This is a genomic window from Pseudaestuariivita atlantica, from assembly GCF_001205715.1.
Classification (GTDB): domain Bacteria; phylum Pseudomonadota; class Alphaproteobacteria; order Rhodobacterales; family Rhodobacteraceae; genus Pseudaestuariivita; species Pseudaestuariivita atlantica.
The window spans coordinates 165,510-190,643 of sequence record NZ_AQQZ01000006.1; the positions used below are offsets into that span (position 1 = coordinate 165,510).

24 protein-coding genes are annotated in these 25,134 nt (G+C 67.6%); 6 read left to right on the forward strand and 18 right to left on the reverse strand.

Features of this window, described 5'->3' with window-relative positions; all coding sequences use genetic code 11:
* Nucleotides 1-10: 10 nt before the first annotated feature.
* The 14 genes from ATO11_RS14170 to ATO11_RS14230 form a co-directional block, all read right to left on the reverse strand.
* Nucleotides 11-967 (reverse strand): hypothetical protein, encoded by a 957-nt coding sequence (locus ATO11_RS14170; RefSeq protein ID WP_050531557.1) that lies wholly within the window; start codon nt 965-967, stop codon nt 11-13.
* Nucleotides 964-4,647: a baseplate J/gp47 family protein gene (locus tag ATO11_RS14175; protein ID WP_050531558.1), complete on the reverse strand. Its 3,684-nt coding sequence runs from the start codon at nt 4,645-4,647 to the stop codon at nt 964-966. The genes ATO11_RS14170 and ATO11_RS14175 overlap by 4 nt, the downstream gene beginning before the upstream one ends.
* A gap of 62 nt (nt 4,648-4,709) precedes the next feature.
* Nucleotides 4,710-5,165, reverse strand: coding sequence for a GPW/gp25 family protein (locus ATO11_RS14180; RefSeq protein WP_050531559.1), 456 nt, complete (start codon nt 5,163-5,165; stop codon nt 4,710-4,712).
* Between the two features lie 2 nt (nt 5,166-5,167).
* Nucleotides 5,168-5,467 (reverse strand): PAAR domain-containing protein, encoded by a 300-nt coding sequence (locus ATO11_RS14185; RefSeq protein WP_050531560.1) that lies wholly within the window; start codon nt 5,465-5,467, stop codon nt 5,168-5,170.
* Between the two features lie 19 nt (nt 5,468-5,486).
* A complete protein-coding gene (vgrG, locus tag ATO11_RS14190) occupies nt 5,487-7,277 on the reverse strand; it encodes a type VI secretion system tip protein VgrG (RefSeq protein WP_050531561.1) in 1,791 nt (596 codons plus the stop codon).
* 1 nt (nt 7,278) lies between these two features.
* Nucleotides 7,279-7,929: a CIS tube protein gene (locus tag ATO11_RS14195; protein WP_050531562.1), complete on the reverse strand. Its 651-nt coding sequence runs from the start codon at nt 7,927-7,929 to the stop codon at nt 7,279-7,281.
* A gap of 9 nt (nt 7,930-7,938) precedes the next feature.
* The gene (locus ATO11_RS22180; RefSeq protein WP_165586981.1) at nt 7,939-8,103 is read right to left on the reverse strand and encodes a DUF5908 family protein; all 165 of its coding nucleotides are present in this window, start codon (nt 8,101-8,103) and stop codon (nt 7,939-7,941) included.
* A 16-nt stretch (nt 8,104-8,119) separates the two neighbouring features.
* Entirely contained in the window at nt 8,120-8,587 is a 468-nt protein-coding gene (locus tag ATO11_RS14200) for a phage tail protein (RefSeq protein WP_242601425.1), read from the reverse strand.
* Nucleotides 8,588-8,591: 4 nt separating this feature from the next.
* Nucleotides 8,592-9,047: a phage tail protein gene (locus ATO11_RS14205; RefSeq protein WP_050531563.1), complete on the reverse strand. Its 456-nt coding sequence runs from the start codon at nt 9,045-9,047 to the stop codon at nt 8,592-8,594.
* A 24-nt stretch (nt 9,048-9,071) separates the two neighbouring features.
* Nucleotides 9,072-10,556 (reverse strand): phage tail sheath family protein, encoded by a 1,485-nt coding sequence (locus ATO11_RS14210; protein ID WP_050531564.1) that lies wholly within the window; start codon nt 10,554-10,556, stop codon nt 9,072-9,074.
* 43 nt (nt 10,557-10,599) lie between these two features.
* Entirely contained in the window at nt 10,600-11,310 is a 711-nt protein-coding gene (locus ATO11_RS14215) for a hypothetical protein (protein ID WP_134643126.1), read from the reverse strand.
* A 232-nt stretch (nt 11,311-11,542) separates the two neighbouring features.
* Nucleotides 11,543-12,325, reverse strand: a complete 783-nt coding sequence (locus ATO11_RS14220) for an ATP-binding cassette domain-containing protein (RefSeq protein WP_050531566.1) — start codon at nt 12,323-12,325, stop codon at nt 11,543-11,545.
* 223 nt (nt 12,326-12,548) lie between these two features.
* On the reverse strand, nt 12,549-13,715 hold the full coding sequence (locus ATO11_RS14225) for an ABC transporter permease (RefSeq protein ID WP_050531567.1): 1,167 nt from the start codon (nt 13,713-13,715) through the stop codon (nt 12,549-12,551).
* Nucleotides 13,716-13,801: 86 nt separating this feature from the next.
* Nucleotides 13,802-14,734 (reverse strand): substrate-binding domain-containing protein, encoded by a 933-nt coding sequence (locus ATO11_RS14230; protein ID WP_082176336.1) that lies wholly within the window; start codon nt 14,732-14,734, stop codon nt 13,802-13,804.
* 306 nt (nt 14,735-15,040) lie between these two features.
* On the opposite strand from ATO11_RS14230, the gene ATO11_RS14235 reads away from it, so the two are divergent.
* The gene (locus ATO11_RS14235; RefSeq protein ID WP_050531568.1) at nt 15,041-15,793 is read left to right on the forward strand and encodes an SDR family NAD(P)-dependent oxidoreductase; all 753 of its coding nucleotides are present in this window, start codon (nt 15,041-15,043) and stop codon (nt 15,791-15,793) included.
* 1 nt (nt 15,794) lies between these two features.
* Here ATO11_RS14235 and ATO11_RS14240 read toward each other — a convergent pair whose 3' ends face one another.
* The 4 genes from ATO11_RS14240 to ATO11_RS14255 all read right to left on the reverse strand — a co-directional run bounded on the left by ATO11_RS14240 (nt 15,795) and on the right by ATO11_RS14255 (nt 18,774).
* Nucleotides 15,795-16,697 carry a ribokinase gene (locus ATO11_RS14240; protein ID WP_050531569.1) on the reverse strand — a complete coding sequence of 301 codons (903 nt, stop codon included), beginning with the start codon at nt 16,695-16,697 and terminating at the stop codon, nt 15,795-15,797.
* Nucleotides 16,698-16,700: 3 nt separating this feature from the next.
* Entirely contained in the window at nt 16,701-17,147 is a 447-nt protein-coding gene (locus ATO11_RS14245) for an RbsD/FucU family protein (RefSeq protein WP_050531570.1), read from the reverse strand.
* Nucleotides 17,148-17,213: 66 nt separating this feature from the next.
* Nucleotides 17,214-17,714: a P-loop nucleotide/nucleoside kinase family protein gene (locus tag ATO11_RS14250; protein WP_050531571.1), complete on the reverse strand. Its 501-nt coding sequence runs from the start codon at nt 17,712-17,714 to the stop codon at nt 17,214-17,216.
* Nucleotides 17,704-18,774: a fatty acid desaturase gene (locus tag ATO11_RS14255; protein ID WP_050531572.1), complete on the reverse strand. Its 1,071-nt coding sequence runs from the start codon at nt 18,772-18,774 to the stop codon at nt 17,704-17,706. The genes ATO11_RS14250 and ATO11_RS14255 overlap by 11 nt, the downstream gene beginning before the upstream one ends.
* Nucleotides 18,775-18,884: 110 nt before the next feature.
* Between ATO11_RS14255 and ATO11_RS14260 the strand changes: the two genes are divergently transcribed.
* The 5 genes from ATO11_RS14260 to ATO11_RS14280 all read left to right on the forward strand — a co-directional run bounded on the left by ATO11_RS14260 (nt 18,885) and on the right by ATO11_RS14280 (nt 25,134).
* Nucleotides 18,885-19,913: an aldo/keto reductase gene (locus tag ATO11_RS14260; RefSeq protein WP_110553710.1), complete on the forward strand. Its 1,029-nt coding sequence runs from the start codon at nt 18,885-18,887 to the stop codon at nt 19,911-19,913.
* A gap of 91 nt (nt 19,914-20,004) precedes the next feature.
* Nucleotides 20,005-20,412: a globin domain-containing protein gene (locus ATO11_RS14265; protein WP_050531573.1), complete on the forward strand. Its 408-nt coding sequence runs from the start codon at nt 20,005-20,007 to the stop codon at nt 20,410-20,412.
* Nucleotides 20,413-20,446: 34 nt separating this feature from the next.
* Entirely contained in the window at nt 20,447-21,700 is a 1,254-nt protein-coding gene (locus ATO11_RS14270) for an FIST signal transduction protein (RefSeq protein WP_082176337.1), read from the forward strand.
* 19 nt (nt 21,701-21,719) lie between these two features.
* Nucleotides 21,720-24,500, forward strand: coding sequence for a PAS domain-containing protein (locus ATO11_RS14275; protein WP_050531575.1), 2,781 nt, complete (start codon nt 21,720-21,722; stop codon nt 24,498-24,500).
* A 19-nt stretch (nt 24,501-24,519) separates the two neighbouring features.
* Complete coding sequence (locus ATO11_RS14280; RefSeq protein WP_050531576.1) at nt 24,520-25,134, forward strand: response regulator transcription factor; 615 nt, start codon at nt 24,520-24,522, stop codon at nt 25,132-25,134.

Below are 25,134 nucleotides of genomic sequence, written 5' to 3' on the forward strand. Positions count from 1 at the left end.
GGCGCGGGGCCTAACCCCAAAGCTTGGTGACGTGATAGTGGATCTTGCCGGGCGCGCCCTCGCTTGGCTGCGGCCCGCGGATCGCCAGCGACCACGTGCGGTTGTTCGTCATCCGCCCTGTCCCCTCCGACTGGCGCCACGCCACCGCGACCGAGTTGCGGGTGAAGGTCCGCCAGCGCAGGAGGGAGCGGAAGAAAAGCAAAAGAACGAGGATAGTTGCGGCAGGAGCCGTTCCCACCCACAACCCATTGAGCCACGACATGGATTGGGACAGAGCCAAGCCTCCGAATACGATCGCATAGCGCCACGCCGCGGCGCGCGCCCGGTCGCCGGGCGTGACGATGGCCGCGCCGATATGGGGCGGGTCGTCGACCGCGCCGGTGCTGACGGCGGTGACATGGGTGAGCGTGTTGCCGACGCGGGGCAGCCCGACCACCCAGCGCAGGAACCGCACGATGCCCGACCGTGGCGCGGCGGCGGGGCGTTCGGTCGCGGCCATCACCTCGACCGCGCAGGGGCGGCGCGGCACGTTCAGGATGGTCTTCCACGTCCCGTCCATCTTGACCGACATAAGCCGCTCCCGGTCGAGTTCGGCATCGGGCGCGATGAAGGCATCGGGGTCACGCAGGTTGCCGAGCCGTCCTTCGGACCCGGCCCAGCCGCGGATCTGCACGTCCGCCGGGCTTTGCGGTTCGTCGCCGTCTTCGGCAGGCCCGCCGCGCGCGATGCGCAGCGTGCCGCCGGCATCGGGAAAGAGCGTCCATCGCGCGTTGGGGTCACCGGCGTTATCGGCGTCGCCGCTGCCGAATTTCAACTCCCGCATGTCGTGCAGCGAAGTCATCTCCTGCCGCAGCGCGTCCAGTTCGCTGGCATGGGTGAGCGAGGTGATGAGCGCCTCGAAATGGTCCTCGGTCGGGAGCTGGCCGTTCCGGAAATAGGTGAGCAGCTGGGAGCGGTCGGTGATCATGTCACGCCTGTCCTTTCCTCTGGGATGTAGATGCGCGCGCGGCGCGGGCCGGTTGCCTGCGATGGCGGCGGTGGCGGTGCGGTGTCGGCGGGGTCGGTGACGACGAAATCCTCGGCCACGGCGAGCAGCCCGATGCCCGCCCGCCTTGCGCGGACCGGGATCATGTCGCGCGGGGTGCCTTCCGCCGCGACGGCAAGATCCTCGCCCACGTGCAACGACCCGATGCCGCCCCGCGCCGGCAGGATGTCGAGCGCGTGGCGCGCAGCGGGCACGAAGACCGACCATGCCGTGGCGGGGGCCAGCACGCTGCGATGGCCCGCCCCGGTGGCGCGGGCGGTGTCGGTAAGGCCGAACGTATCCGCCGGACCGGGTCCGGCCTGCAGGCGGTAGCGGTGCCGCACGGCGAGGCCGAGCACGCGGTCGACGCCCGGCTCGGCCTCCACCAGCGCGGTCATGGCAGCGAGGTCGATGCGCCCTGACCCGATCGGCACCGGCAGGTCCGGATCGGCGAGCCACGGCGCGATGATCTCCCCCAGCCGGCGGTCGAGCCGGGACAGTACGCTGGGACCCGCCCCGCCCGCCAGTTCCACCTGCGCGGTCACGCGTACCGGGTCATAGCTGGGGTTGCGCACGATCACGTGCTCCACCCCCAGCCCGGCACGGGCCTTCAGCCAGCGGGAGATGCGCAGGCGCAGGTCGAGGGGGACCAGCCCGATCCGCCCCGCATCGCGGCGCGGGGCTACGATCACGTCGACCCGTCCGGGCACGGTGCGCAGGCACCGCGCGTCACCGATGGCGGGAAACTCGGCAAGGACCATCTGGGCATAATCGCGCGGCTGCACCGCGCGGGCCTTGTGCCGCAGGCGTTCGCTGACGCGGACGCGGAAGCCTTGCTCGGTCTCGGCCCGCGTGCCGCCACGCGCGGCGATGGGCTGGCGGACGGCCAGAACCTCGGCATCGGGCACCTCCAGCCGGGTGATGGGTTGCGCGGGTCTGTCGGCCGCGCCGCCGGTTGCGAGGTCGCGGGTGACCGGCACGCCGTTGGTCACGATCGCGCGCGCGCGGCCATAGCGGCGCACGTCACCCGTCGCCTCGATCCCGATCCAGACGAGCGGTGGGCCGTCCGGGCCGTCGGGCACAAGCGCGGCATCGCGCGGCACTTGCAGCGTGACGACGCCGGCGGTGCGCAACTGGCCGGTTTCGTCCTCGTGAAGCGCGGCGCGCGGCAGCGTCTGCCATTGGCCGTCGCAGAGATACGTCCAGCCGAGGCCGGGATAGGCAAACCCGTCCGTGGGTCGCCAGCGCGGCGCGACGATGTCGTCGATGTCGAACAGCAGCGACACGACCTGCCCCGGTTCCGCACCCGCAAACCCCAGCATCAGGATGCCGTCGCAATCGAACCCGCGCGGCGCGAGGCTGCGGGCGCGTCCCGGCGCGACCTCTCCGGCCAGCGTCAGCGGGTGCAGCGCGATCCCGTGTGCGGGATGCGCGAGGTCCTCGGTCACCTCGGCGCGGAAGGACAGGGTCAGCGCCTCGACCAGCGGCAGCAGCGGCGCGGGCGGAATGGCGACCTTGCGCTTGCCACGCACGAGGCGCGCGACCGGGCCACGGCTTGCCACGAGGGCGTTGTGCGCCGTCGCGTCGGACAGAAGGCGGGGATGGGTGGCGTGGCCGAACCCGTCCACGGGCGCGGCCAGTTCAAGCCGGACAGCACCCTCGGGCGCCTGCGGCGGGCCGGGTGGCGCACCAGGATCGGGCGGAACGGCGAAGCGCCAGTCGGCGCGGGTGCGGTCGCGGCCACGGGCGACCAGTTCGGTGAATAGCGGTACGTTGTCGTCGGCGGGGTCGCCCCCTGAGGGCGCAAGATCACGCCAGCCCGACGCGCCGCGCCGCTGGGCGCGCAGGCGGAAACTGTCGTTCCGCGTGTCCGCCCCGTAACTCGCGTAGTGGCTTTCAAGATCGGCGGGCGCTTGCGGCAACCCCCGCCACCGGACCGTCACGCCCAGCCGGTCGGGCCGAACGGCCCGCAGTTCCGGCGGATCGAGTGTCAGGGCGAGGCCCGGTTCGGGGAGCGGGCCGAAGGGGGCGAAGGGCTCTGCCGGGTCGACGGGTCCGGCATCGGTCACGACCGCGCCGGGCGGCATGTCCCGCACCTCCAGCGCGATCCGCACGGCGCGGACGCGCAAGTTGCCGAAATCCGACAGGCCGCCCGCTTCGGCCCGTGGATTGAAGCGCAGCTGGATATGGGGTGCGTCATCGCCCTGCCCCGCGATCGGCGGCGCGTCGGCGGGAAGCCGTGCCGTCAGTTGCAACCGGCCCTGCGCCAGCGCTTCGCGGTCGAACCGGGGCGGCGACATCGCCACCGGCCCCGCGGCAGTCGAGGCGTGCAGCGTGAACAGTCCGTCGAGTACAGACTGCGCCCCGGCCCGGTCGAGCCTGTCGACCCCTCGGCGCCGCGCGGCACGGGCGAGCAGGCGCGAGGCGGCGCGGGTCAATGCCTCGGCATCGGTCACGTCGAAGCCCAGCGTGATCGTGCGCTCCCCGCCGGACAGGGCGAGCATGGGGGCCGCCACGGCGCAACCGACCGATGCGGCCTGCATCCGGGCCGGAGACGGTCCGAACAGCGCCCAATCGGGAGCACCTGCCGCTATCTGTGCCTGCACGTCCGGCAGGTGGTGGACCGAGCGGATGACGGGCGCGCCGCCGTCCGCGTCCATCTCCCGCCGGACCTGCAACGCCGACAGCCGGGCGACGCGGGCCTGCGACAGCACGGTGTCGCGGTCGGTGGTGTAGATGTCGGGGTCCGGCACCGCGCCACCGGCGGCAAGCCGCATACCGCGCGGCAGGCGCTTGTCGCGCACCGTGGGCGAAAGGTCGATCACCGCCCATGTTCGGTCGGGCCGCGCGGGGCGCGGCGCAAGGCCAAGGATATCGCGGTAATGGTGGTCCAGATGCCGCTCGGTCAGCCCGTTGAGCGCGGTGCGCGCGGTGTCGAGGCCGGACAGGAACGCAAGGAACAGCCCGATCTGCGCGGGGTGATCGTCGCGGTCGCGCAGGGCGCGTTCGAACAGCGCCCGCGCCTCGGCAGAGACGGCACCGCTGACGCGGTTGACCTCGCTGAAAAGCGTGTGCGCATCGGCGCCCATGGGCGAGGCCGAGGCCGGGGCGATCCACGTATCCGGCAGGTCGGGCACCGCGCCCAGAAGCGACGGCCCCGGATTGGGCAGGGAGGCGCGCAACTCGTTGGCCTCCACCGCGTCGAGGAAGCGCGCAAGCTGCGCCTCGACGCTGCCGGGGCGGGCAAGCGCCGCGCAATCGCGGGCGCGGTCGATCCAGCCCGCAAGCCGCCGCGCGCTTTGCGCCGCGCCCTGCATCGGCGCGAAGCCCGGCAGCCTCGCGGCGCGGTATTCCTGGCGGGTGTCGACACAGGCCATCTCGGCCAGCAGCACGGTGGCATCGCTGTCGAAAAAGTCCTGCCACGGGCCCGGTCCCAGCGCGGTATCGGGCGGGTGCGCCCGGTTGTCGCCGTCGTAATAGGTGAGCAGGCCCGCGAAGGCGCGCGCGGCCTCGACCAGTTGCGCGGTGTCGCGTTCGTCCAGCCGGAAATGCGCGGGCGACAGCGCGGGTCGCCAGCGCCCGGCCTGCCAGACATGATCTGAGGTGGGGGGATCGCGGTGCATGATCGTCGCGCACGTGCCAAAGCCTGCTTGCGGGTGGGATCGCCGCCCCTGCGGCGCCCCCGTCAGGCCTCGTGCAGGTTGGTGCCCTCCCTGACATAGAACGGAAAGACCTTGTTGCTGCGCGAGTTGATGGCGGGCACCCAGTAGGTCAGGTGCAACGCCATCACGCCGTCGGCCGCGCGGGACGTGTCAATGTCGAGCGCTTCGAGCTTGATGCGCGGTTCGAAATGCAGGATCGCGTCCTCGATCACGTCCCTGATATGGCCAAGCGCGCCCGGATCGGCGGGATCGAAGACATGCGCCTGCAGCCCCGCGCCGAATTCGGGGCGCATGATCCGCTCTCCCGGTCGCGTCAGGAAGATCAGACGGAGGCTTTCCTCGATATCGGCATCGTCCGACACCAGCGCGACGCTGCCCGCTGCCCCCGGCGCCGCGCCCGCCCCTCCGCGTCCCGGCAAATCGAAGCGCGGCGGGAAGGCCCAGCCCTGTCCGAGGAAAGCGGGTTTGTCGCGCTCCATCCTCAGCCTCCGATCATCACGGTGGGCAGGCCCAGCACGATGGTGCCGCCATGCGCCGTCATGTCGCCCATCCGCGCGGCGGGCCTGCCGCCGATCATCACGGTGCCCGAACCCTTGGTGATGCTGTCTGGCGGGCCGACGCAGACGGCGACGTCACCCACCACCGCCGCCGGGAGGTTGCCGATCAGCACGTTCGGCACCCCCGGCCCGGTCACTGGCCCGCCCACATGCGGCACCGGCGGCACGCCGGGCGTGACCATAGGACAGGTATGCATGTCGGTGATCCGGGCGGCGGGTGGCATGGGATGCGGCTCCTTCGGTTCAGTTGATCTTGACCATGGTGGCCTTCAGCGTGGCCATCGCCCCGCCCTTCAGGTCGAGCTGTGCCGAGCCTTCGACACTCGCGCCCATGTCGCCCTTGATCCGGACGTTGCCGCCGGATGCGGCGAAGTCGCCCGAGGACGCCTTCACGTCGACGCCCGTCTTGCCGGTCAGTTTGATCTGCTGGTCGGCGACCAGTTCGATGTCCTTGGCCGATTTCAGCGTGATCCCGCTTTCAGACAGGCTGACGGTGTTGCCGTTCATGTCGGTCAGAACGAGGCTCTTGTCCTTGTCGCTGAGCGCTATGGACTGGCCGCCCGGCGTTTCGATCGTCAGCACCTTTTCGTCGTCGTCGAAGCCGATCTTCAGCTTCTCGCGCGTGGTGATGCCTTTCTGGGCGTTGGTCTCGGTCGGCTCGAAGGCGCGGGCCGCCTTGGGCGAATGCAGCGCGCCCAGCACGATGCCACCATCGGGGTCGCCGTCGAGGTAGCCCACGACCACCTCGTCCCCCACCTCGGGCAGGAAAGTCATGCCTATGCCCTTGCCGGCATAGGGTGCCGCGAGGCGCAGCCACTGGCCGCCCGATCCGCCCTCCTGCAACGGCAGGGCGACCTTGATGCGGGCGGCGTTGTCGGGGTCCTGGTGCACTTGCAGGACCGTGCCGATCTGGAGACCGCTGATGCCGGGCCTTATCCCCGCCGACAGCGCGTCGGACGCGTCGCGGTGCGTTTCGGTGAAAAAGCGCGCGTCGAGGCCCAGCGTCACCTCGGTCGTCCAGCGCCCTTCCATCACGTCGTGCCGCACGCGGCCCATGTAGCCGTCACCGTTGAACCGCGTGCCCATGCCCTTGAGGCCAAGCAGCCTGCCCGGTTTGATGTCGGGATTGCCGGGAAAGGAGAGCGTGCCGCGATAAAGCGACAGGCGGGATTTCGTCAGCCGCGCCTCGGCCCAGTCCTTCAGGGAGGCGGCATCCGGCGTGGCATAGCTGGCCTGCTGGCACTTGGTGCTTTTCAGCACGGCGGACAGCTTGCGCCCGTCGATGTTGCCCTGCTTGTTGACCTTTGGTTCGGAGGCGGCGGCCTCGACCGGTTTCTGCGTGGCGGCGTCCCAGCCGGTGGAGGTCACCCCGCCCAACTGGTCGGTCGCATCGAGAGAGAGGTCAGCGCTGTAGAGCGTATCGCCGAATGTCACCTCGAAATCGGGGCTGTCGAACCGGGGCGGCGCGACGGTGACCTTGCCGTCGCGGACGAGGGCGATCATGCCGTTCGCCTCGGCCCGCGACAGGATGAAATCCCAGTCGCTTGTCGCCGCCTGCACCTGCTGGGGACGGGTTGTCCCGGTCGCGCTGACGGATTGGGACAGGCCGGCATCGGCGAGGATCTTGCCGATCACGTCGCTGTCCTTTGCATCGAGATAAAGCGCGGATTTGCGCGTCAGCGTCGTGATCACCGCCGGGTCGGCGCAATCCACGATCATGTGGCTCACATCGCCGGGCAGCACGCGCAGGGTCTGGCCGAGGATCACGCCCTTGAAGACCGGCGTGTTCTTGGCGTGGTAGCCCAACGCGATCTCGACCCTTTTGCCGGGCACGAAGACGCTGCCGCTGCTGATCGCGAAATCCTCGTCGCTGGGAGAGCCATCGACCACGGTGATGCGCGCGCGCGGGATGCGGTTGACGGCGTGATCGACCTCGATCCGGGCGACCTGCACGGTATCGGGGATCGTGGCCCCGTCCGTCTTGACCTGGAAGGTGACCAGGTCGGCATCCGTCATCATCACGCTTTTCGGCATCTCAACTCTCTGCAGGCGGGAATTTCAGGACGGCGCCGGGCACGAGGTGCACGAGGTCGTCGAGGTCGTTGGCGCGCGCCACGTGCGGGTAAAGATCGGCGCGGTCATAGACGTCATGCGTCATGCCCGGCAGCGTCCGGGCCGAGGTCACGCGTTCGGCATGGGTCAGGTCGGCGGATTTCTTGTCGCCCCGCCGCGCGATTTCCTGCGGGGTCTGGTGCTGCTTGAACGCCGCCTTCAGGCGCGCGCGCAGGGCGCGGCCGCGGGGATCGAACATCTCGTAATCCACGTCGAGGCTCGACAGCATGCATTTGAAGGTCAGCCCGCCCCAGACCAGTTTCAGGTAATGCGGGCTGTGGATCTTGCCCTGGTAGGCATAGGCGAGGTCGCGGAAATCCTTGACCGCGTCCTGCACGTTGCGCACGCCGGGCACGACGCCGGTGCTGTCGATGACGAAGTCGAAGCTCATCGTCTGGGGCGTCTGGGTGTGGAATTTCAGGATCGTGCCCGCGGTGTCGCTGCCGATGGCGTCGCCGAATTCGGTGCTGAGGCCGTGGTGCAGGGTTTCGGGATTGATCTGCAGCGCGATCTCGCGGACGAAGCGCCGCATCTCCTTGTCGCGGAAGGCGAGGATCTTGAGCTTGCTCAGCATCCCCCGCCCCTAGCGCCGCGCGTCCCGCGCCTGGCTTTCGCGGATCATGCGCTCGCAGGCGCGCAGGATGTCGCGGCGCAGCTCTTCCCGCGCGTCGACGTTCGCTGCCTGCGCGTCGCCCGGCGCGTCCTCGACCTGCGACCTGATCACCATTTCCCGAATTTCCACCGGCATGGTCTGCCTCCGTCCTTCACACTCCGCTGGCCGCGTCGCGGGCCAGGTTTTCATAGGCGAATTCCATCGTCTCAATCGCCACCTCGCTCGCCTTGGCATCGAAGGTGGCGACGTCCCACTTCACCGGCCATGCGCGCGAGGCGGTCCAGACCATCAGCGGGCGGCCGCGTTCGTTCAGCAGCGACACCTGGATGTTGCGCGTGTCGATCCGCCGCGACAGGGGCGCGGACAGGATCGTGTCGCACCATTTGAACAGCGACGAGGACCGCGTCACCATCCCGCGCTTGAGCACGAGGTTTTCGTGTTTCACTCTTCCGGGCAGCTTGTGGACGAACCGGTTCTCGCCGCCCTCGGCGACCTCGGCCACCTCGCGTTCGACGCCAAGGCCCGACACCTCGGAAAACCCGCCATCCACGCGACCCGACGTCCCCGCGATGCGGACCGCGAAGGAAAAGGCGACCGGGGGATGTGGGTTCGTCAGCACCGGCCTAGCCGCCGTTCTCGATCACGATGCCTTCATGCGCGATTTCAAGCGTTTCCACGGCCACCTCGTTGCCATCGGCTTTCAGGTCGGTGCCCTGGATCTTGACCGGGAAGGCGTTCGACAGTTTCCACACCATCGTGGGCGAGGCTTCCTGGTCGAGCAGGCTGATCGTGACCGACTTGCGCGCGATCGTGTTCATCTTGATCTGCGAGAACCAGTCCCAGAACTTGTTGTCGTTGACGAAGATGCCCTTGCGCATCGTCACGTTCGACGACTGGATCATGCCCGGCATCTTGATCGTGCTGAACACCGGGCTGTTGCCCGCGCGGTATTCGATCACCTGCGTTTCCACGTCGAGGCCCGAGACCTCCTGGAACGAGACGCGCCCGATGTCGGAAATCTCGACACTGAAGAAGAACTTGGGCAGCGGCCATACGTTGTCTTGCTCTTCACCGGCCATGGGCGGTCTCCTTTATGCGCGGGGTCACGACGTCTGCATCTTTTGCTGGAAGGTGATGACGATGAATTCGGCGGGACGCGTCACGGCGACCCGCACCGTCACTCGCATGTACCCGTCGAGGATATCGTTGCCGGTCATGGTCGATCCGAGCCCGACGCTGACCGAATAGGCCTCTGCCGGGGTCGCGCCCGCCAGCGCGCCGGCCTTCCACTGGTTGTTGAGGAAGTTTTCGATCATCGTCTTCATCGCCATCCACGTACCGGCGTCGTTCGGCTGGAAGACATAGGCCTCGGCGGCGAGCTTGATCGACTGTTCGAGCATGATGAGCGTGCGGCGCACCGGCACGTAGCGCCAGTCCTGGCTGTTGCCGTCCAGCGTGCGCGCGCCCCAGACCAGCACGCCGCGCCCGATGAAGGTGCGGATCGCGTTGATCGCCTTGCCGTCGAGCGGCACGTTCAGGTCTTCCTGCTCCTCGTGCGAGATCGACACCGACGGGGACACGACCATCTGCACGCCGGTATTGGCGGGCGCCTTGAAGACGCCGAAATTCGTGTCAGTCCGGGCATAGACGCCGGCCATCGCGCCCGAGGGCGGCAAGAGGTTCACCGCCGACAAAACACTGGCCATCAGTTCCTTGTAGGCGGCGCTGACCGCCAGAAGCGCCTGGTGCAGGCGGCGGCGGTCGAGCGGGTCGGCGGGCGGGTTGGCCAGTTCGTCGATCTTGGTCACGACGCCCGCGAGCTTGGGATCGTCGATGTCGAGGCCAGTCTGCTTCGCCAGCTGGGTCTTGAGGAAGGAAATGACGTTGGCCATGTCGCCATCGGCGATCCACGAGTAATCGACGTCCGCCGCCTCGGTCACGGTGGTATTGACCCACGGGTAATAGGCCGCGCCATAGGACATGTCGTCATTCGTGACATTGGTGCGGAACGTCTCGATCACGTCGTTGCCCGCCGCGTCGCGCCGTTTCGCGCCGCCGTGGATGTCGAGGATCGCAACGCGTTTCATGCTGGTCGCGGCCTCGGCCAGCGCGGTGTTGCTGAGCGCGTAATGGTCGGCTTCGGACATGGTGACCGCGTCCGGCACCACGATCATCGTCGGTTCCTGTTCCTTGCGCAGGATCTGCCATGCCGCGTCGTAATTGCCGGGGCCGCGTCCGGTCGTGTCGTAGGACCCGACCGACATGATGTAACAGGCGCCGCCGCCATTGCCGAAGAACAGCCGCAGCGCATCGTACATCAGGAACCGCGACGCCGTGGCGGGCGTGGCGGTAATCTTGTCACCGTCGAAGGCGACGCCGACATCGGGCTGTTTCGGCCCGCCAAAAAGCAGCGTGTATTCCGCCAGCGAGGTGACGCGCGTCGGCTCGTTGGTCAGGTCGACCGACCCGCGCCGCGCGGTCTGGGTGAAGCCGAGGAAGACCGGCACCGCCGTCGCCACCTCGACCACCGAGTTGGGGAAGGCGTTGATCTCGTTGATGTAGACACCCGGTGTCTTTTCCTGCGCCATTACGCTCTCCAATCCTTGCGTGTCATGTCAGTGGCCCGCCGCGTCATGCGTCGTCGTCCCGCTTGGCGGCGGCGGCTTCGATATCGGCGTGTTCCGCCGCGACGGCGGCGGCGGCATCGGCGAAATCGGATTCGGCGGTGGCTTGCGCGAGCACCAATTGCGCCTCTGCCGCCGAGACAGAGGCGTCGCGTTCGACCTTTGCCTTCGCGAACCCCGTCTCGGCCGCAGCAAGCTTGTCCGACGCGCCGGCGATCGCGCCGGGATGGGCGGTAAGCGCCTTCGCTTGCGCGGCTTCGGCCTTGGCGGCGGCGGCGGCGCGGGCGCGGGCCTCGTCTGCGGCTTTGCGCGCGGCCTCCAGCGCCTCGACGGCCTTGTCTTCGGCCTTGCGGGCGGCGGCGAGGTCGGATCGCGCGGCTTTCAACGCCTCGGTATCGGCATCCTGCGCCTTCCGCGCGGCGGCGAGCGCCGACTTTGCGTCGTCGCGGTTCGCCTCTGCCGCGGTGACCATGTCGCCCTGCCGCGTGGTGGTGATGTCGAAGGCGCGTTGCGCGGCGGCCAGTGCGAGGTCACGCGCCGCCTGCGCCTGTGCCAGCCGCAGCGCCGCCTGCGCCAGTTGTTCGGCGGTTTCACGGTCGGCCGCTTCGCGTGTGGCCTTGCGGCTTGCGGCGCGCGCCTTGGCGACCGGATCATCCGTTGGGTCTGTCGTATCGGTGGCCGCGTCGCCAGACGCAGAGCCCGTGGGAGCCTTGCCCATATCAATGTCCTCTCGCATCCGGGCCATCCGACCCGGCGCACAAAATGAAAATCGCGCTGCACCAAAAACGTGCGCGTCACAAAGAATTACACGTCACGGTTTCACAGGAGTCGATTCCCGTAAAGGAAAATTTGCCTGTGACATGTTCCGACAGCGCAGGATTGAATGGCAGGAAATGAAAACGCGCGACGGTTGCTACCGCCGCGCGTTTCTCGTCGGATGTGCGCCTCGCTCAGGCTTCGGCGCGCACTTCGTCCAGTTCGGCGGCAAGGTCGCCAAGGTTGGCACCACCTGCCATCAGGCGGCGGATTTCGTCGCCTTCCAGCGTCTCCTTGGACCCGGCCCCGATCACCTTGCCAAGCGCGAGGAAGGTGAACCGGTCGGCCACCAGTTTCGAGTGGATCTCGTTGTGGGTGATGAAGATGATCGCGATGTCGCCGCGGTTGCGGACGCGCATCATCGTCTTCAGAACCCCCATCTGCTGTTTCTGGCCAAGCGCCGAGGTGGGCTCGTCGAGGATCAGGACCTTGGCGCCGAAATAGATCGCGCGCGCGATGGCGAGCGTCTGGCGCTGCCCGCCCGACATGGTGCCCACGGCCTGCGTCGGGTCGGAAAAGTCGATCCCGATCTTCTTCATCTCGTCATGGGCGATCTGGTTCATCTCGTCCATGCGCAGGCGGCCCAGCGACGATTTCAGTTCGCGCCCCATGAAGAAGTTGCGCGTGACCGACATCAGCTGGTTGAGCGCGAGGTCTTGGTACACCGTACCGATCCCGGCCGAGGACGCATCGCGAGGCGAGCGGAACTTGACCGGCTTGCCCTCGATGTAGATCTGGCCTTCGGTCGGCTGGTGCACGCCCGCGAGCGTCTTGATCAGCGTCGACTTGCCCGCGCCGTTGTCGCCCAGCAGCGCGTGCACCTCGCCGGGATAGACTTCGAGATCCACCCCGCCAAGCGCGGTGAACGGCCCGAACCTCTTCACGAGGTTTTCGACCTTGAGATATGGGGTGGCCATTATGCGATCCCTCCCGAACGGTTCAGATGACGAGCGGCATCAGACGTCCCGCGCAACCGGCGCGCATGCGCCAAGCCCGACCTCCCCCCCGGGAGGGCTTTCTGGCGAGAACGCGCGTGGCCGAGCGACATCGATGCTTTTGGGACGACCCGTGCAAGCGGCGGATTGGCCCACCCGAGGTCGGGCTTGGCGCATGCACGCCTTTGGCAAAGTGCCACCATCCTCAGATCCCCCCCGTGATGCGTTTGCGGATGCGTTCGTTGGCGAACACCGCCGCCAGCAGGATCGCGCCCAGAAACACGCGGAACCACGCGCCGTCGATTTCGGGGATGAAGAACACCGCGTTGGCCACGAGGCCCACGGTGATCGCGCCGAACACGACGCCCAGGATCGATCCGAACCCGCCCGTCATCAGCGTCCCGCCGACCACGGCGATGGCGATGGCGAACAGTTCCATCAGGTTGCCCTTGGCCGCGTCGGACGTATTGTTCTCGAACACCTGGCAGGCGGCGAATAGCGTCGCGCAGAAGGCGGTGAACATGAACAGGCCGATCTTGACCCGGTTGACCGGCACGCCGTTGGCGCGGGCCGCTTCCTTGTTGTCGCCGGTGGCGTAGATCCAGTTGCCCAGCTGCGTGCGGTTCATGATGAACATCGCCACCGCGGCGAGCAGGATGAACCAGAAGAAGCGCGCGTCGAACCCGTCGACCCACTGCTCGCCCCGACGGTTGAGGTTGCCGCCCAGCGTGAACCACTGGTCGGTACGCCCGTATCCCATGTCGACGAACCGTTGCCCGATCCAGAACCACGCGTCGTAGAACCAGCCAAAGACCTCGCCGCCGAAAATCCATGCGACCCAGCTGTCTTCCTTGAAATCCTCGAGGCCCGAGACCTGCGTCGACTGGTTGATCAGGCGGAACGCGACCTCGGTCACGCCGCGCAGGAAGAACAGGAAGGCCAGCGTCACGATGAAGGACGACAATCCCGACCTGACGACGATATTGCCGATGATCCAGCCGAAGGTGAGCGTCATGACCAGCGTCGCGAGGAAGGCCGCCAGCGGCGTCGCCTCGCCCAGGCCAAAGGGCAGACCCCATTTCAGCATCAGCGCCATGGACATGCCCGCGAACCCGATCATCGACCCGATCGACAGGTCGAACTCGCCCGCGATCATCAGTGCCGCGGCACCAATGGCGATGATGCCGTATTGCGCGATGATCTGGATGTTGTTCTTCAATCCAAGCGCGTTGAATGCCTTGCCGCTCGACGCCCATGTCAGCGCCACGATGATCACGATCATCACGATGAACGCGCCCATCTCGGGCCGGCGGATCGTGCGTTGAAGCCAGGTTTCCTGCTGTAGCCTGTCAGCTTCGCTACGGTCGCTCATGTCCCCTCCCCAGTGGTCCTGCTGTCTGCCTTAGACGAAACAGGCGGGACATTGCCCCGCCTGTCTCTTGTTCAGTTCGGCACCGCTTAGCGGTCGATGCCTGCCAGAGCCTTCACAGCGGCCGCGTTGGACTTGTCAACGAAGCCCGGACCCGACGCGATGTTGTTGCCCGGCAGCAGGCCTGCCGCGGTGTTGTAAAGGTGCAGGACGATGACCGGCATGTAGCCTTGCAGACGCTGCTGCTGGTCGATCGTGAACGACGCGCGGCCGTCTTCGATCATGTCCATCACGCCCGGCGACAGGTCGAAGCAGGCGAGGTGCACGTCGGCACCCACGGCTTCGATCGCCTTGGTGGCGGCTTCACAGACGTGCGGGCCAACGGCCAGGACACCGTCGATCGACTCGTCGGCTTCCAGCGCGGCAGCGGTCCGGGTTTCGATCTGCGCGGGGTCGTTCGACACGTCGATCATGTTCAGATCGCCGCCGAGGCCGGCGAAGTAGCCTTCGCAGCGGTCGACGAGCGCGGTGTTGAACGCTTCCTGGTTGAGGCAGAGACCCTTGGTCACGCCTTCGGCCTTGGCACGGCCACCGGCGGCTTCACCCGCCAGACGCTCGGGCTGGCCCACGTGCATCAGGGCGCCCAGCTCTTTCGACGATTCGAGGCCGGAGTTCATGGTCACGACCGGGATACCGTCGGCGACGGCGGCCTTGATCGCGGGGCCAAGCGCGTCGGCGTCGGGCAGCGACACGATGATCCCGTCGGGTTCGGACGCGGCGGCGGCTTCGATCAGCGCGGCCATGGCGGCCATGTCGCCCGAGACGTCGAAGTTGTATTCCAGCGTCGCGCCGATGGCGGCTGCGGCGTCACGGCCACCTTTTTCGACGACCGGCCAGAACGGGTCGGTGCCTTGCGTGTGCGTGATCATGACATAGCGTTCGCCATGCCCGTCTGCGGCTGCCATGCTGGCAACGGCCGACATCGCGACGGCCAGAGCCGCCTTTTTCAAGAAGTTGGTCATGTTTCCTCCCATAGACCAGTCAGGGGGTTATGCCCCTTGGCTGTCCCGGCCAAAGCCGGATAAGCGGGCGCGCCCTGTTAGCGCGAAACCCTGACCCCGATCATTGGGATTTGGCGGGACCTGTCAATGCCTCTTTTGCAACCGGTTGCAAAAACTTTGCATTGTCCTGTTTCGTGCTTGCGGCCGCCGCCGGGGCTGCCTTGGAATCGGGCGTCGGCGCGCATTTTTTCGGCAACGGGGCCGGCCCTTGATTCCCGGTGCAGGCTTCGACACTACTCGACCCCGAAACGCAGAAGGAGCACGCGCATGAGCTTTGCCATATACCCGTCCCTCAAGGATAAATCCGTGATCGTGACCGGCGGCGCGTCGGGCATCGGGGCCGAGATCGTGCAGGCATTCGCGGCGCAGGGCGCGCGCGTGGGGTTCCTCGATCTCGACGCCGAGGGCAGCGCGGCGCTTGTTGCGCGGACCGAAGGCGAGGTCACGTTCGAGACCTGCGACCTGCGCGATATCGACGCGCTGCGCACCGCGCTGACGGCCCTGCGCGACCGGATCGGCCCGGCGGACGTGCTGGTCAACAACGCCGCCCGCGACGACCGTCACGACTGGCGAGAGGTCACGCCCGAATACTGGGACGAGCGCATGGCGACGAACCTGCGCCACATGTTCTTCGCCATCCAGGCAACCGCCCCCGACATGATCGCGGCGGGCGGCGGGTCCATCGTGAACATCGGGTCGAACTCGTGGTGGGAGGCAGGCGGCGGTTTCCCGGCCTATACCACCGCCAAATCCGCGGTGCACGGCCTGACGCGGACCATGGCGCGCGACCTTGGCGATCACCGCATCCGGGTGAACACCGTCGTGCCGGGCTGGATCATGACCGAGCGGCAGAAAGAGCTGTGGGTCACGCCCGAGGCGATCGAGAAACAGCGCGCCCGGCAGGTCCTGCCCGACCTGATCGAGCCGGTCTACGTCGCGCGGATGGTGCTGTTTCTGGCGTCCGACGACGCGGCGATGTGCTCAGCCGGGAATTTCATGGTCGAGGCGGGCTCGATCTAGCCTACAGCAATGCGTCGACCTCGGCGCGGGTGGGCATCGACGGCGCGGTGCCCGGACGGGTGACCGAGATCCCCGCCGTGACGCAGCCGATCCGCGCGGCCATCTCGGCATCGTGCCCTTCGGCGATGGCGGCGGCGAAGGCCCCGTTGAAGGCATCGCCCGCGCCCGTCGTCTCCACCACCGCGCCCGCATCGACCGCCGGGATCATGCCGTGCCCGTCCAGGTAGACGCCCTGCGCGCCCATCGTGATGATGGGGCGCGTCACGCCCTGTTCCTTCAACGCCGCGCAGGCGCGTGCGGCACTTGTCGCGTCGGTCACCGCGATCCCGGTCAGCGCCTCGCATTCGGTCTCGTTCGGAGTGACGTAGTCGCATAAACCCAGCATGCCGTCGGGCAGGTCCGCCGCCGGGGCCGGGTTGAGCAGGGTCGTCACCCCTGCCCCGCGCGCGATTTCCAGGCCGCGCACCGCCGCCGCCATCGGCTGTTCCAGCTGCGTGACGAAGACATCCGCGCCCGCGATCAACCCGGCATGGGCGTCGAGCATCGCGGCATCGATCCGCTCCGCCGCACCCGGAGAGATGATGATCGCGTTGTCGCCGCTCGCCGCGTCGACAAAGATGAACGCCGCACCGGTGTAGCTGTCTGCCAGTTGCTCGGCATGGGCCACGACCCCGGCCTCTGACCACGTGTCGAGCGCGATCTTGGCGAAATCGTCCTGCCCGAGCCGGGTGATCATATGCGTCTCGGCCCCGATGCGCGCGCAGGCCACCGCCTGGTTCGATCCCTTCCCGCCCGGACCCAGCGCGAAGGAACGGCCAAGGATCGTCTCTCCCATCCGCGGCATGCGGTCGGCGCGGAAGGAGGTGTCGGCGACAAAGACGCCAAGGATCGCGACGCGGCCCATGGCTCAGCCCTCCTCGGGCGGGACAACGCCCTTGCGCAGCGCGAAGCAGCCGTAGAACCGCCGCTCCTGCGTCTGGATCACCGCGTAGGCCGATTTCGCACGGTCGTAGAAGGCGAACCGTTCCACGCCGACCAGCTTGGGGCCCCCGGCGGCAAAGACCTCGGCCTGCACCTCTTCCATCACGGGCAGGATGGTGTCCGGTTCACCCACCACTTCCATCCGCGCGGCGGCGTCATCGACGAAGGTGTCGATCGGGTAGACGCTGAGCACGGCGCGCACGACCTCTGCCGCGGGGCGGTCGATGCGCAGCACCTCGCCCAGCACCGTTTCGCGGGCGAGGCTGTCGGCGGGAAAATTGGTGTCCGAGATGATCAGGTCATCGCCGTGGCCCATCGCCCTGAGGGCGTAAAGCACATCGGCGTTCAGCAGCGGGTCGATCCCCTTGAGCATGCGCGTCTCCCGTTTCGTTGGCGCGACGTTACCCCGCCTGCGCTGCCGACCCAAGGCCTGCGTGGGTCAGCCGGTGATCGGATGCTCGACGACGGAGAAGCCCTCGTCGAGTGATGGCGGTTCGAAATGGCGCGCGAACAGGTGAAACTGTTCCTCCGTCGGCGCGAAGGGATGCGCACCGGACGCGTTCCGCGCGCGCAGACGCTGCAGCAGCACATCGTCGGGTCCGTGCAGGTAATGCAGACGGTGCGCCACGCCCGCGGCCTCGATCACATCGCGCATCCAGACGCGGTTCGCCCGCGTGTTCGCCGGAAAGTCCAGCACGACGGACATGCCCGCCCGCAAGAGGCGTTCCACATGCGGCCCCATCGCCGCCTGCAACCGCCCTGCCGCGCGGACGTAATCGCGGGGGATTTCGATCTCGTCGGGATAAAGCGCGCCCAGCCAGTCGTCTTCCGAGATCAGGACCGTGTTCGGCGCGCGCGCCAATTCCCCCGCCAGCGTCGATTTGCCGGACGCCATCTTGCCGCACAGCATGTGCAGCAAGGGCGCCGGATCAGACGGCATGGGGGCGCAACGCCTCGACCTCTTCGCGGTAGGGCGCGGCCCCGTCGGGCAGGTCCGGCACGATCACCGCGTCGCGGTAGCGCAATTGCTGCCACAGGACCGGCAGAAGCCGACGGTAGGCCGCCCAGATCGACGGCGCGGGCGGTGGCAGGTCGCCCCGGATCGCCGCATGCAGTGCCGGCAGGTGGTAGTACGGGACCATCGTGAACATGTGATGTTCGACGTGGTAGTTCATGTTGAGGTACACGAACCGGCTGAACGGGTTCATCAGCACGGTGCGGGTGTTCAGCCGGTGGTCCGTCACGTTCTCTGCCAGCCCAAGGTGCTGCAACACGCCGGTCATGATGTGATGCCACGCGCCGTAAAGGCGCGGCAGGCCGATCACCATCAGCGGCAGGATGGATCCCATGGCGATGGCCAAGAGGATCGTTGCGCCGTAGATCGCCAGCCAGATGCGCGCCACGCGGTAGACGCGCGGTCGGTCTTCTTCGCGGACATACATCTCTTCCTCGGGGTACAGCCGCCCGCTGGCATGCAGGAGCATCCGCGACATCAGCGCCCAGACATCGAGGATGCCGAAAAGGTTGAGCGCGAGGCGGCCCAGGTCGGGCGGGCGCATCGCGACGATCTCGGGGTCGCGGCCCACGACGATGGTGTCGGTGTGGTGGCGCACGTGGCTTGCCCGCCAGACGACCGGGTTGCGCATCATCATGAAACTGGCGATCTGGTAGACGACGTTGTTCATCCAAGGCGTGCGAAAGGCGGTGCGGTGGCCACATTCGTGCCAGCGTGAATCGCCCCCCGATCCATAAAGGACGCCATAGACCGCCCAGAACGGCGCCGACCACCAGCTGGGCCAGAGCGCGATGCCGATGCCCGCCGTGACGACCATCAGCCCCAGCCACAGCACCGTGTCGCGCAGCGCGCGGGCGTCGGACTTCTCCATCAGGGGGCGCAGGATCGCGGGATCGACGCGCGGGCGGAACCACGCGGGCGAGGCCAGCCCCGCCGCCTGTGCCGCGCGGTCCGCGTCTTCCGTCAATGCGTAATCCCGTGCCATGCGCGGACGCTAGCAAGCCCGCCCGAACCGGTCAATTTCGCCTGCGCCCTGCCCCTTCCCGCGCCCGCGTTCTTGGCTAGACTGAAGGCAACGCATGCATGGAGGGCGACATGGCACTGAAGACGCGGCACTGGGACCGGCTTGGCAATGGCGGGCTGACCTTTACCGAGATCGGGTTCGGCACGGCGCCGCTTGGCAACCTCTACCGCGCGATCACCGATGACGAGGCGCGCGCGACGCTGGATGCGGCATGGGAGGGCGGCGTGCGCTATTTCGACACCGCGCCGCTGTACGGGCTGGGGCTGAGCGAGACCAGGCTGAACCCGTTCCTGCGCGACAAGCCGCGCGACGACTACGTGCTGTCGACCAAGGTGGGCCGGCTGATGCAGCCTTGCGCCGCCGAATACCGGTCGGGCGTCGGCAAGTGGTTCGAGGTGCCGCAGCGGCGCGAGCAGTACGATTACACCTATGACGGCGTGATGCGGTCGTTCGAACATTCCTTCTCACGCCTTGGCGTCGACCGGGTCGATATCCTCTACGTGCACGACCTGTGCGTGTTCTCGCACGGCTCCAAGGCCGCATCCGACATGCGGATCGAGGAATTCTTCGGCGGGCGCGGCTATGACGCGATGGTCTCCCTGCGCGACCAGGGGCTGGTGACGGCCATCGGCGGCGGTATCAACGAGTGGGAGGTCTGCCAGACGCTGGCCGAGCGCGGCGATTTCGACCTGTTCCTGCTGGCGGGGCGCTACACGCTGCTGGAACAGGGGGCGCTGGATACCTTCCTGCCGCTCTGCGAGGCGCGGGGCATCGGGATCGTGACCGGCGGGCCCTACAATTCCGGCATCCTCGCCACCGGCGCACGGCCCGGAGCGTATTACAACTACGACCCCGCCCCGCAGGCAATCCTCGACAAGGTGGACGCGATCGAAACGGTCTGCCGCGACCACGGCGTGCGGCTGGTCGATGCCGCCTTCCAGTTCCCGCTGCTGCATCCCGCGCATGTCACGGTCATTCCCGGCGGCCAGGGCGTGGCCGAGATGGAGGCCAACCTGCAGGCCGCAACGGCCACCATCCCACCGGCGCTGTGGGCCGATTTGAAGGCGAAGGGCCTGATGCGCGAGGACGCCCCGACCTGAGCCGTCAATCGGGGATTAACCCACGTCGTGCATTGACAAACCGCGCGCGGAGCAAAATGAAAGGGCCGGACTACTGAAAGACGACACCGCCATGACCGATCCCATCGCCACGATACGCAGGACGTGGGCGCTCGCGGCGGCGGCGCCGGAAGATACCGCGCGCGTCTTCTATTCCACGCTGTTCCGGGTCAATCCCGAAAGCCAGGCCCTGTTCCGCAACGACCTTGACGCGCAGGGCGACAAGCTGATGGAAACGCTGGGGTTCATCGTGGACAACCTCGAAAACGAGGAGGCGTTGATGGTCGCCGCGCGCGACCTGGCGATCCGCCACGTCGCCTATGGCGTGAAGGCCGAGGATTACGACAGTGTCGGTTTCGCGCTGATCGCAACGCTCGAAACCCTGCTGGGATCGGAGTTCGATGCCGAGGCGCGCGCCACCTGGATCGAGGTCTATGGCACCCTGTCGAAAGCCATGATCGAAGCCGCCTACCCGGCCTGACCTATACCTTGGTATATTCGCCTATCCCCATGCCATGGCGATTTCGCGCCGCCCGCGCCGTATGGTGCGCCTGAGTGGAGCAAACTGGGCGAATGACACCGTGCATATCGAGACATTTCTGATTCCGGCGACGGATGCCGGCACCGACACGCAGCTTTCGGACATGATCGACCGGATGGGCGGGGCACCGAGCCTCATCGCCTGTCACCACGATGCCACGATGCCACGCGACGCGATCGCGTCGGCGCTGGGCAACAGCGGCGCCCCGCTTCACCGTGCCACCTCCTGCAAGGGGAGCGTGACCGAGGATGCAGAGACCACTCCCGCGGCAATGACCGCGTTCTGCATCTGGGATTCAGACGGCGATTACGGCACCGCCGCCGCCGGTTTCGACGGCACCACGCCGCGCGACGCCGCCGAAGCCGCGACGCGCCGGGCACTGCAGATCGCCGACCGCGCGGGCGAGAAGCCCGACCTCGTCTTCATCTCGGCCACTCCCGGCGATGAAGAGGCGATCCTCGCAGGCATCATGGCGGTTGTCGGGTCGGACGTGCCGATCTTCGGCGGCACCGCCGCGGACAACGACGTGTCCGGCCAGTGGGAAGTGTCGGACGGCGAGACGACGACCGGCGCGGGGCTGGTGGTGAGCGTGCTGTTCCCGTCGACACCCGTGCATTTCGCCTATCACAACGGTTATGCGCCCAGTGGCCAGACCGGCACGATCACCCGCGCCGAGGGCCGCACGCTGCACGAAATCGACGGGCGTCCCGCCGCCGATATCTACCGCGACTGGACGGGCAGCGACGTGCTGCCCGCCGACAACGGTGACGGGCAGAACATCCTCGCTGCCGCGACGATGGCGCCGCTGGGGCGCTATATCGGGTCGCAGGACGGGGTCGACAATTACCTGCTGGTGCACCCCGCGCATCTGAACGCCGACGGGTCGCTGCAGCTTTTCGCCGAGGTCGAAGAGGGCGAGGTCCTGACGCAGATGACCGGCACGCGCGACGCGCTGTCAGATCGCGCGGGCCGCGTGGCCGCGCAGGCCGTGGCCGTGGGCCGGCTGGATCCCAAGGACGTCGCGGGCGCCTACATGATCTATTGCGGGGGATGCCTGCTGGCGGTCGAGGACCGGGTCGGAACGATCCTCGACGGCGTCAAGTCCGCCCTGCCCGGCATCCCGTTCCAGACCGCGTTCACCTTTGGCGAACAGGGCTGCGTGATGGGCGGTGAAAACCGGCATGGCAACCTGATGATATCCTGCGTAGTGTTCACCAAGACCAACTGACACCACTCACGAAGGCCCCATGTCCGCCGACGAGCGCCTGCGCGAAATCCTGATCGAGGTGCAAAGCTTGCGCGCGCGCGAGGCGCAGTCGCTCAAGGAAACAACGGCACTTCTGGACATGCTCGAAGCGGTTGCGACCGCGGTGGACCCGCAGGCGGCGATCCGCGCCTTCCTTGGAGAGGTGGCGCGGTCGCTGCATGCCGACGTGGTCGCGGTCCTGCGGATCGAGGACGGGGAACACCGGCCCGTCGCGCTTTGGCCCGAGGAGGCGCAGGTCGACGCGTTCACCCCGCCCGCCGCGCTGGGCAGCAAGTTCCGCACGTATTTCGATCTTGGCGCGGTCCCGGAATGGGAGAGCTGTTTCACAGGCCGGCTGAGCGGCACCAAAAGCCTTCTGTCGGCGCCCGTGGCCCATCCCGACGGGGTGGCGGGCGCGGTGGCCTGTTTCCATCCCGATCCGAACCATTTCTCGAAGGAAGATGCACAGCTTCTGCGGCGGCTGAGCCGGTTCGCGGGCCAGATCCTCAGCGCGCTGCAACTGAGCGCGCAGAACGCGCTTCTCGCCGCCGTGATCGACGGGTCGTCGTCCGGTTTTGCCATCGCCGACGCCGCGGTCGACGACATGCCGCTTGTCTTCGTCAACAAGGCCTTCGAATCCATGACGGGATACGCGGCGAGCGAGGTGCTGGGGCAGAACTGCCGCTTCCTCTCTGCCGACAGCCCCGATAGCCCCGAACGCACCCGCCTGCGGCAGGCTGTAATGGACCGCGCGCAAGGCTCGTTCCTGCTGCGCAACCGGAAAAAATCGGGCGACGAGTTCTGGAACGACCTGACGCTGTTCCCGGTCCGCGACGGCAGCGGCACGGCCACGCACATGGTCGCCACGCAGGCCGATGCCAGCGACCGCGTCGCGCTGGAAGAGGAACGCCGCGACGCGCAGGCGCGTCTTGCCGCGACGCTGGCCCACACCAACGACGCCTTCCTGCTGGTGATTGGCGAGGACACCGTCGGCTTCGGCAACCCCGCGCTCAGGCGGCTGTTCCCGGCGCCGGGCCTCGACTGGGCGGACGGCACGTCGTTCGCCGCGAACTGGCGCGCCTACGTGGAATCGATCCCCATCGCGCAGCGCCCCACGGACGCGGCCTTCACCACGCCCGACCTTGATGCCTTCACCGCGCAGACCGAGGGGCAGCGGCTGCGGCTGCCGGACGGCAAACAGGTCCTGGTCCGCGCCGACCGGACGGAAGACGGCGACATCGTGATCTCGGCCACCGACATCACCTCTTTACGCAACACCGAACGGCTGTTGCGACAGCGCGCGGTCGCGGTCGAAAACGCATCCGACGGGATCGCGATCGCCGATGCCAAGGGGCGGATCATCTATGCCAATCCCAGCCTCGCCAAGCTGCTCGGCGCGCGGGACGAGTTGGGGCTGGTGGGGCGCAAGTGGCGCGCCTTTTATCGCGACGACCCCGACGGCACACCGGCGGCGGCGTTCATGGGCGATGACGACGGGACGCTCCAGACGCTGAAGATCGCGACCGAGGGGAACCGCTACCACGAAACCTCCCCCACCTATGTCGACAAGGTCGGCGAGGTGGTGGTGATCCGCAACGTAACCGCGCGGATCAACATGCTGGAACGGCAGACGGAACTGAACGCGCAGCTTGAACGCTCCCGCCGGCGCGAGGCGATCTCGCAACTGGCCGCCGGGCTGGCGCATGATTTCAACAACCTGCTTTCGGCGATCAACGGCTCGGCCCTGCTGATCGGGCTGGAGGATGACGCGACGAAATCGGTGCGCGACCATGCCAGCCGCATCGGGCGCGCGGGCAACCAGGCCGCAAGGCTGGTCAACCGCCTGCTCGACCTTGGCACCGTGGGCGAGAATGACAGCGTGTTCGACCTGCGCTCGGTCCTGACCGAGGCGCGCGACCTCGTCAGCACCAGCCTCGACCCGGCGGTGACACTGTCGGTCACCCTGCCCGACGCGCCAGTCCTGATAGGCGGGCAGACGGGTGACGCCAGCCAGGTCCTCGTCAACCTGATCCTGAACGCCAGCGACGCCTATGACGGTGCGGGCGGCGAGGTCGGGGTGACGCTTGATACCGGGCCCGCCCCGTCCGAACCGGGGACAGACCTGCGCGTGGGCGCGCTGCAACCGACACGGGCTTATGCCCGCATCGCGGTGCGCGACGCCGGGATGGGCATGACGGCCGCCACCAAGGACAAGGTGTTCGAGCCCTATTTCTCGACCAAGGGCAGCGCGGGCACGGGCGTTGGCCTGCCGATGGTGGCAACCATCGTCGAACGCGCGGGCGGCGCGATCCTGCTCGCCTCGACCGAGGGCGAAGGCACGACCTTCACAATCTACTGGCCGCTGGCCGATGGCCGCGCCGATGCCGATGCCGCCGACGGAGAAGAGATCGACCTGTCGGGCCTGACGCTTCTGCTGCTCGACGACGAGGAACAGGTGACGGACGTGCTTCTGGCCTATCTCGAGGAACACGGGGCCGAGGCGGTGTCGATCAACGATCCCACCCTTGCCGTCGAAACGCTGTTGGAGGACGGCGACGCGTGGTCGGCGCTGATCACCGACTACGACATGCCGGTTATGACGGGCGGCGACGTGGTGCACAAGCTGCGCGAGGCGGGCTGCGCCGTGCCGGTCTATGTCGTGACCGCATTGGCACGCCGCCTGAAAGATCCCCGCATCAACCCCCGCACGGTGAACGGGATATTTGCAAAACCGCTGGATTTGAGACAGCTTGCCCACACGCTCGCCGAAGAGCTTTCGTGACACGCCAAGGATACGCCCCATGAGATTGCTGATCGCCGACGACCACGACCTTGTCCGCGAAACGCTTGCGGCCTTCCTGTCGCGCGAGGCGGATATCGAGGTGACGGTGGCTGCCGACCTTGAAGAGGCCTGCGCCATCATCGACAAGGACCGCCCGTTCGACCTTGTTCTGCTGGACTATTCCATGCCGGGCATGGACGGGTTGAAGGGGCTGGAGCGGGTCATCAACACCGGCGCCACGCGGCCCGTCGCGATCATGTCGGGCACCGCGCCCAAGGCGGTCGCGCAAGAGGCGCTCGATGCCGGGGCGATCGGGTTCCTGCCCAAGACGATGGCGGCGGCGTCGATGGTGAACGCGGTGCGCTTCATGGCCGCCGGGGAAACCTTCGTGCCCGTCAAGTTCATGACCGAGGAGGCGGAGGAAGAAACCAACCCGCTTGCCAAGGGTCTCAGCCCGCGGGAGCTGGAAGTGCTGGGCGGGCTGTGTCGTGGTCTCGCCAACAAGGAAATCGCGCGCGAGCTGGATTTGCAGGAAGTGACGATCAAGCTGCACGTCAAGACGCTGTGCCGCAAGCTCGAAGCCAAGAACCGCACCCACGCGGCGATGATCGCGAAAGAGGCCGGCCTGTTCTGA

Bases quoted from the DNA above. Each gene is read 5' to 3' on its own strand.
- ATO11_RS14170 (WP_050531557.1), bottom strand. From the start codon at position 967: ATGATCACCGACCGCTCCCAGCTGCTCACCTATTTCCGGAACGGCCAG.
- vgrG (WP_050531561.1), bottom strand. From the start codon at position 7,277: ATGCCGAAAAGCGTGATGATGACGGATGCCGACCTGGTCACCTTCCAG.
- ATO11_RS14250 (WP_050531571.1), bottom strand. From the start codon at position 17,714: ATGCCGTCTGATCCGGCGCCCTTGCTGCACATGCTGTGCGGCAAGATG.
- ATO11_RS14205 (WP_050531563.1), bottom strand. From the start codon at position 9,047: ATGGCCGGTGAAGAGCAAGACAACGTATGGCCGCTGCCCAAGTTCTTC.
- ATO11_RS14270 (WP_082176337.1), top strand. From the start codon at position 20,447: ATGGCGATTTCGCGCCGCCCGCGCCGTATGGTGCGCCTGAGTGGAGCA.
- ATO11_RS14240 (WP_050531569.1), bottom strand. From the start codon at position 16,697: ATGGGCCGCGTCGCGATCCTTGGCGTCTTTGTCGCCGACACCTCCTTC.
- ATO11_RS14220 (WP_050531566.1), bottom strand. From the start codon at position 12,325: ATGGCCACCCCATATCTCAAGGTCGAAAACCTCGTGAAGAGGTTCGGG.
- ATO11_RS14215 (WP_134643126.1), bottom strand. From the start codon at position 11,310: ATGGGCAAGGCTCCCACGGGCTCTGCGTCTGGCGACGCGGCCACCGAT.
- ATO11_RS14265 (WP_050531573.1), top strand. From the start codon at position 20,005: ATGACCGATCCCATCGCCACGATACGCAGGACGTGGGCGCTCGCGGCG.
- ATO11_RS14230 (WP_082176336.1), bottom strand. From the start codon at position 14,734: ATGACCAACTTCTTGAAAAAGGCGGCTCTGGCCGTCGCGATGTCGGCC.
- ATO11_RS14225 (WP_050531567.1), bottom strand. From the start codon at position 13,715: ATGAGCGACCGTAGCGAAGCTGACAGGCTACAGCAGGAAACCTGGCTT.
- ATO11_RS14235 (WP_050531568.1), top strand. From the start codon at position 15,041: ATGAGCTTTGCCATATACCCGTCCCTCAAGGATAAATCCGTGATCGTG.
- ATO11_RS14180 (WP_050531559.1), bottom strand. From the start codon at position 5,165: ATGGAGCGCGACAAACCCGCTTTCCTCGGACAGGGCTGGGCCTTCCCG.
- ATO11_RS14195 (WP_050531562.1), bottom strand. From the start codon at position 7,929: ATGCTGAGCAAGCTCAAGATCCTCGCCTTCCGCGACAAGGAGATGCGG.
- ATO11_RS14175 (WP_050531558.1), bottom strand. From the start codon at position 4,647: ATGCACCGCGATCCCCCCACCTCAGATCATGTCTGGCAGGCCGGGCGC.
- ATO11_RS14245 (WP_050531570.1), bottom strand. From the start codon at position 17,147: ATGCTCAAGGGGATCGACCCGCTGCTGAACGCCGATGTGCTTTACGCC.
- ATO11_RS14260 (WP_110553710.1), top strand. From the start codon at position 18,885: ATGGCACTGAAGACGCGGCACTGGGACCGGCTTGGCAATGGCGGGCTG.
- ATO11_RS14275 (WP_050531575.1), top strand. From the start codon at position 21,720: ATGTCCGCCGACGAGCGCCTGCGCGAAATCCTGATCGAGGTGCAAAGC.
- ATO11_RS14185 (WP_050531560.1), bottom strand. From the start codon at position 5,467: ATGCCACCCGCCGCCCGGATCACCGACATGCATACCTGTCCTATGGTC.
- ATO11_RS14210 (WP_050531564.1), bottom strand. From the start codon at position 10,556: ATGGCGCAGGAAAAGACACCGGGTGTCTACATCAACGAGATCAACGCC.
- ATO11_RS14255 (WP_050531572.1), bottom strand. From the start codon at position 18,774: ATGGCACGGGATTACGCATTGACGGAAGACGCGGACCGCGCGGCACAG.
- ATO11_RS14280 (WP_050531576.1), top strand. From the start codon at position 24,520: ATGAGATTGCTGATCGCCGACGACCACGACCTTGTCCGCGAAACGCTT.
- ATO11_RS22180 (WP_165586981.1), bottom strand. From the start codon at position 8,103: ATGCCGGTGGAAATTCGGGAAATGGTGATCAGGTCGCAGGTCGAGGAC.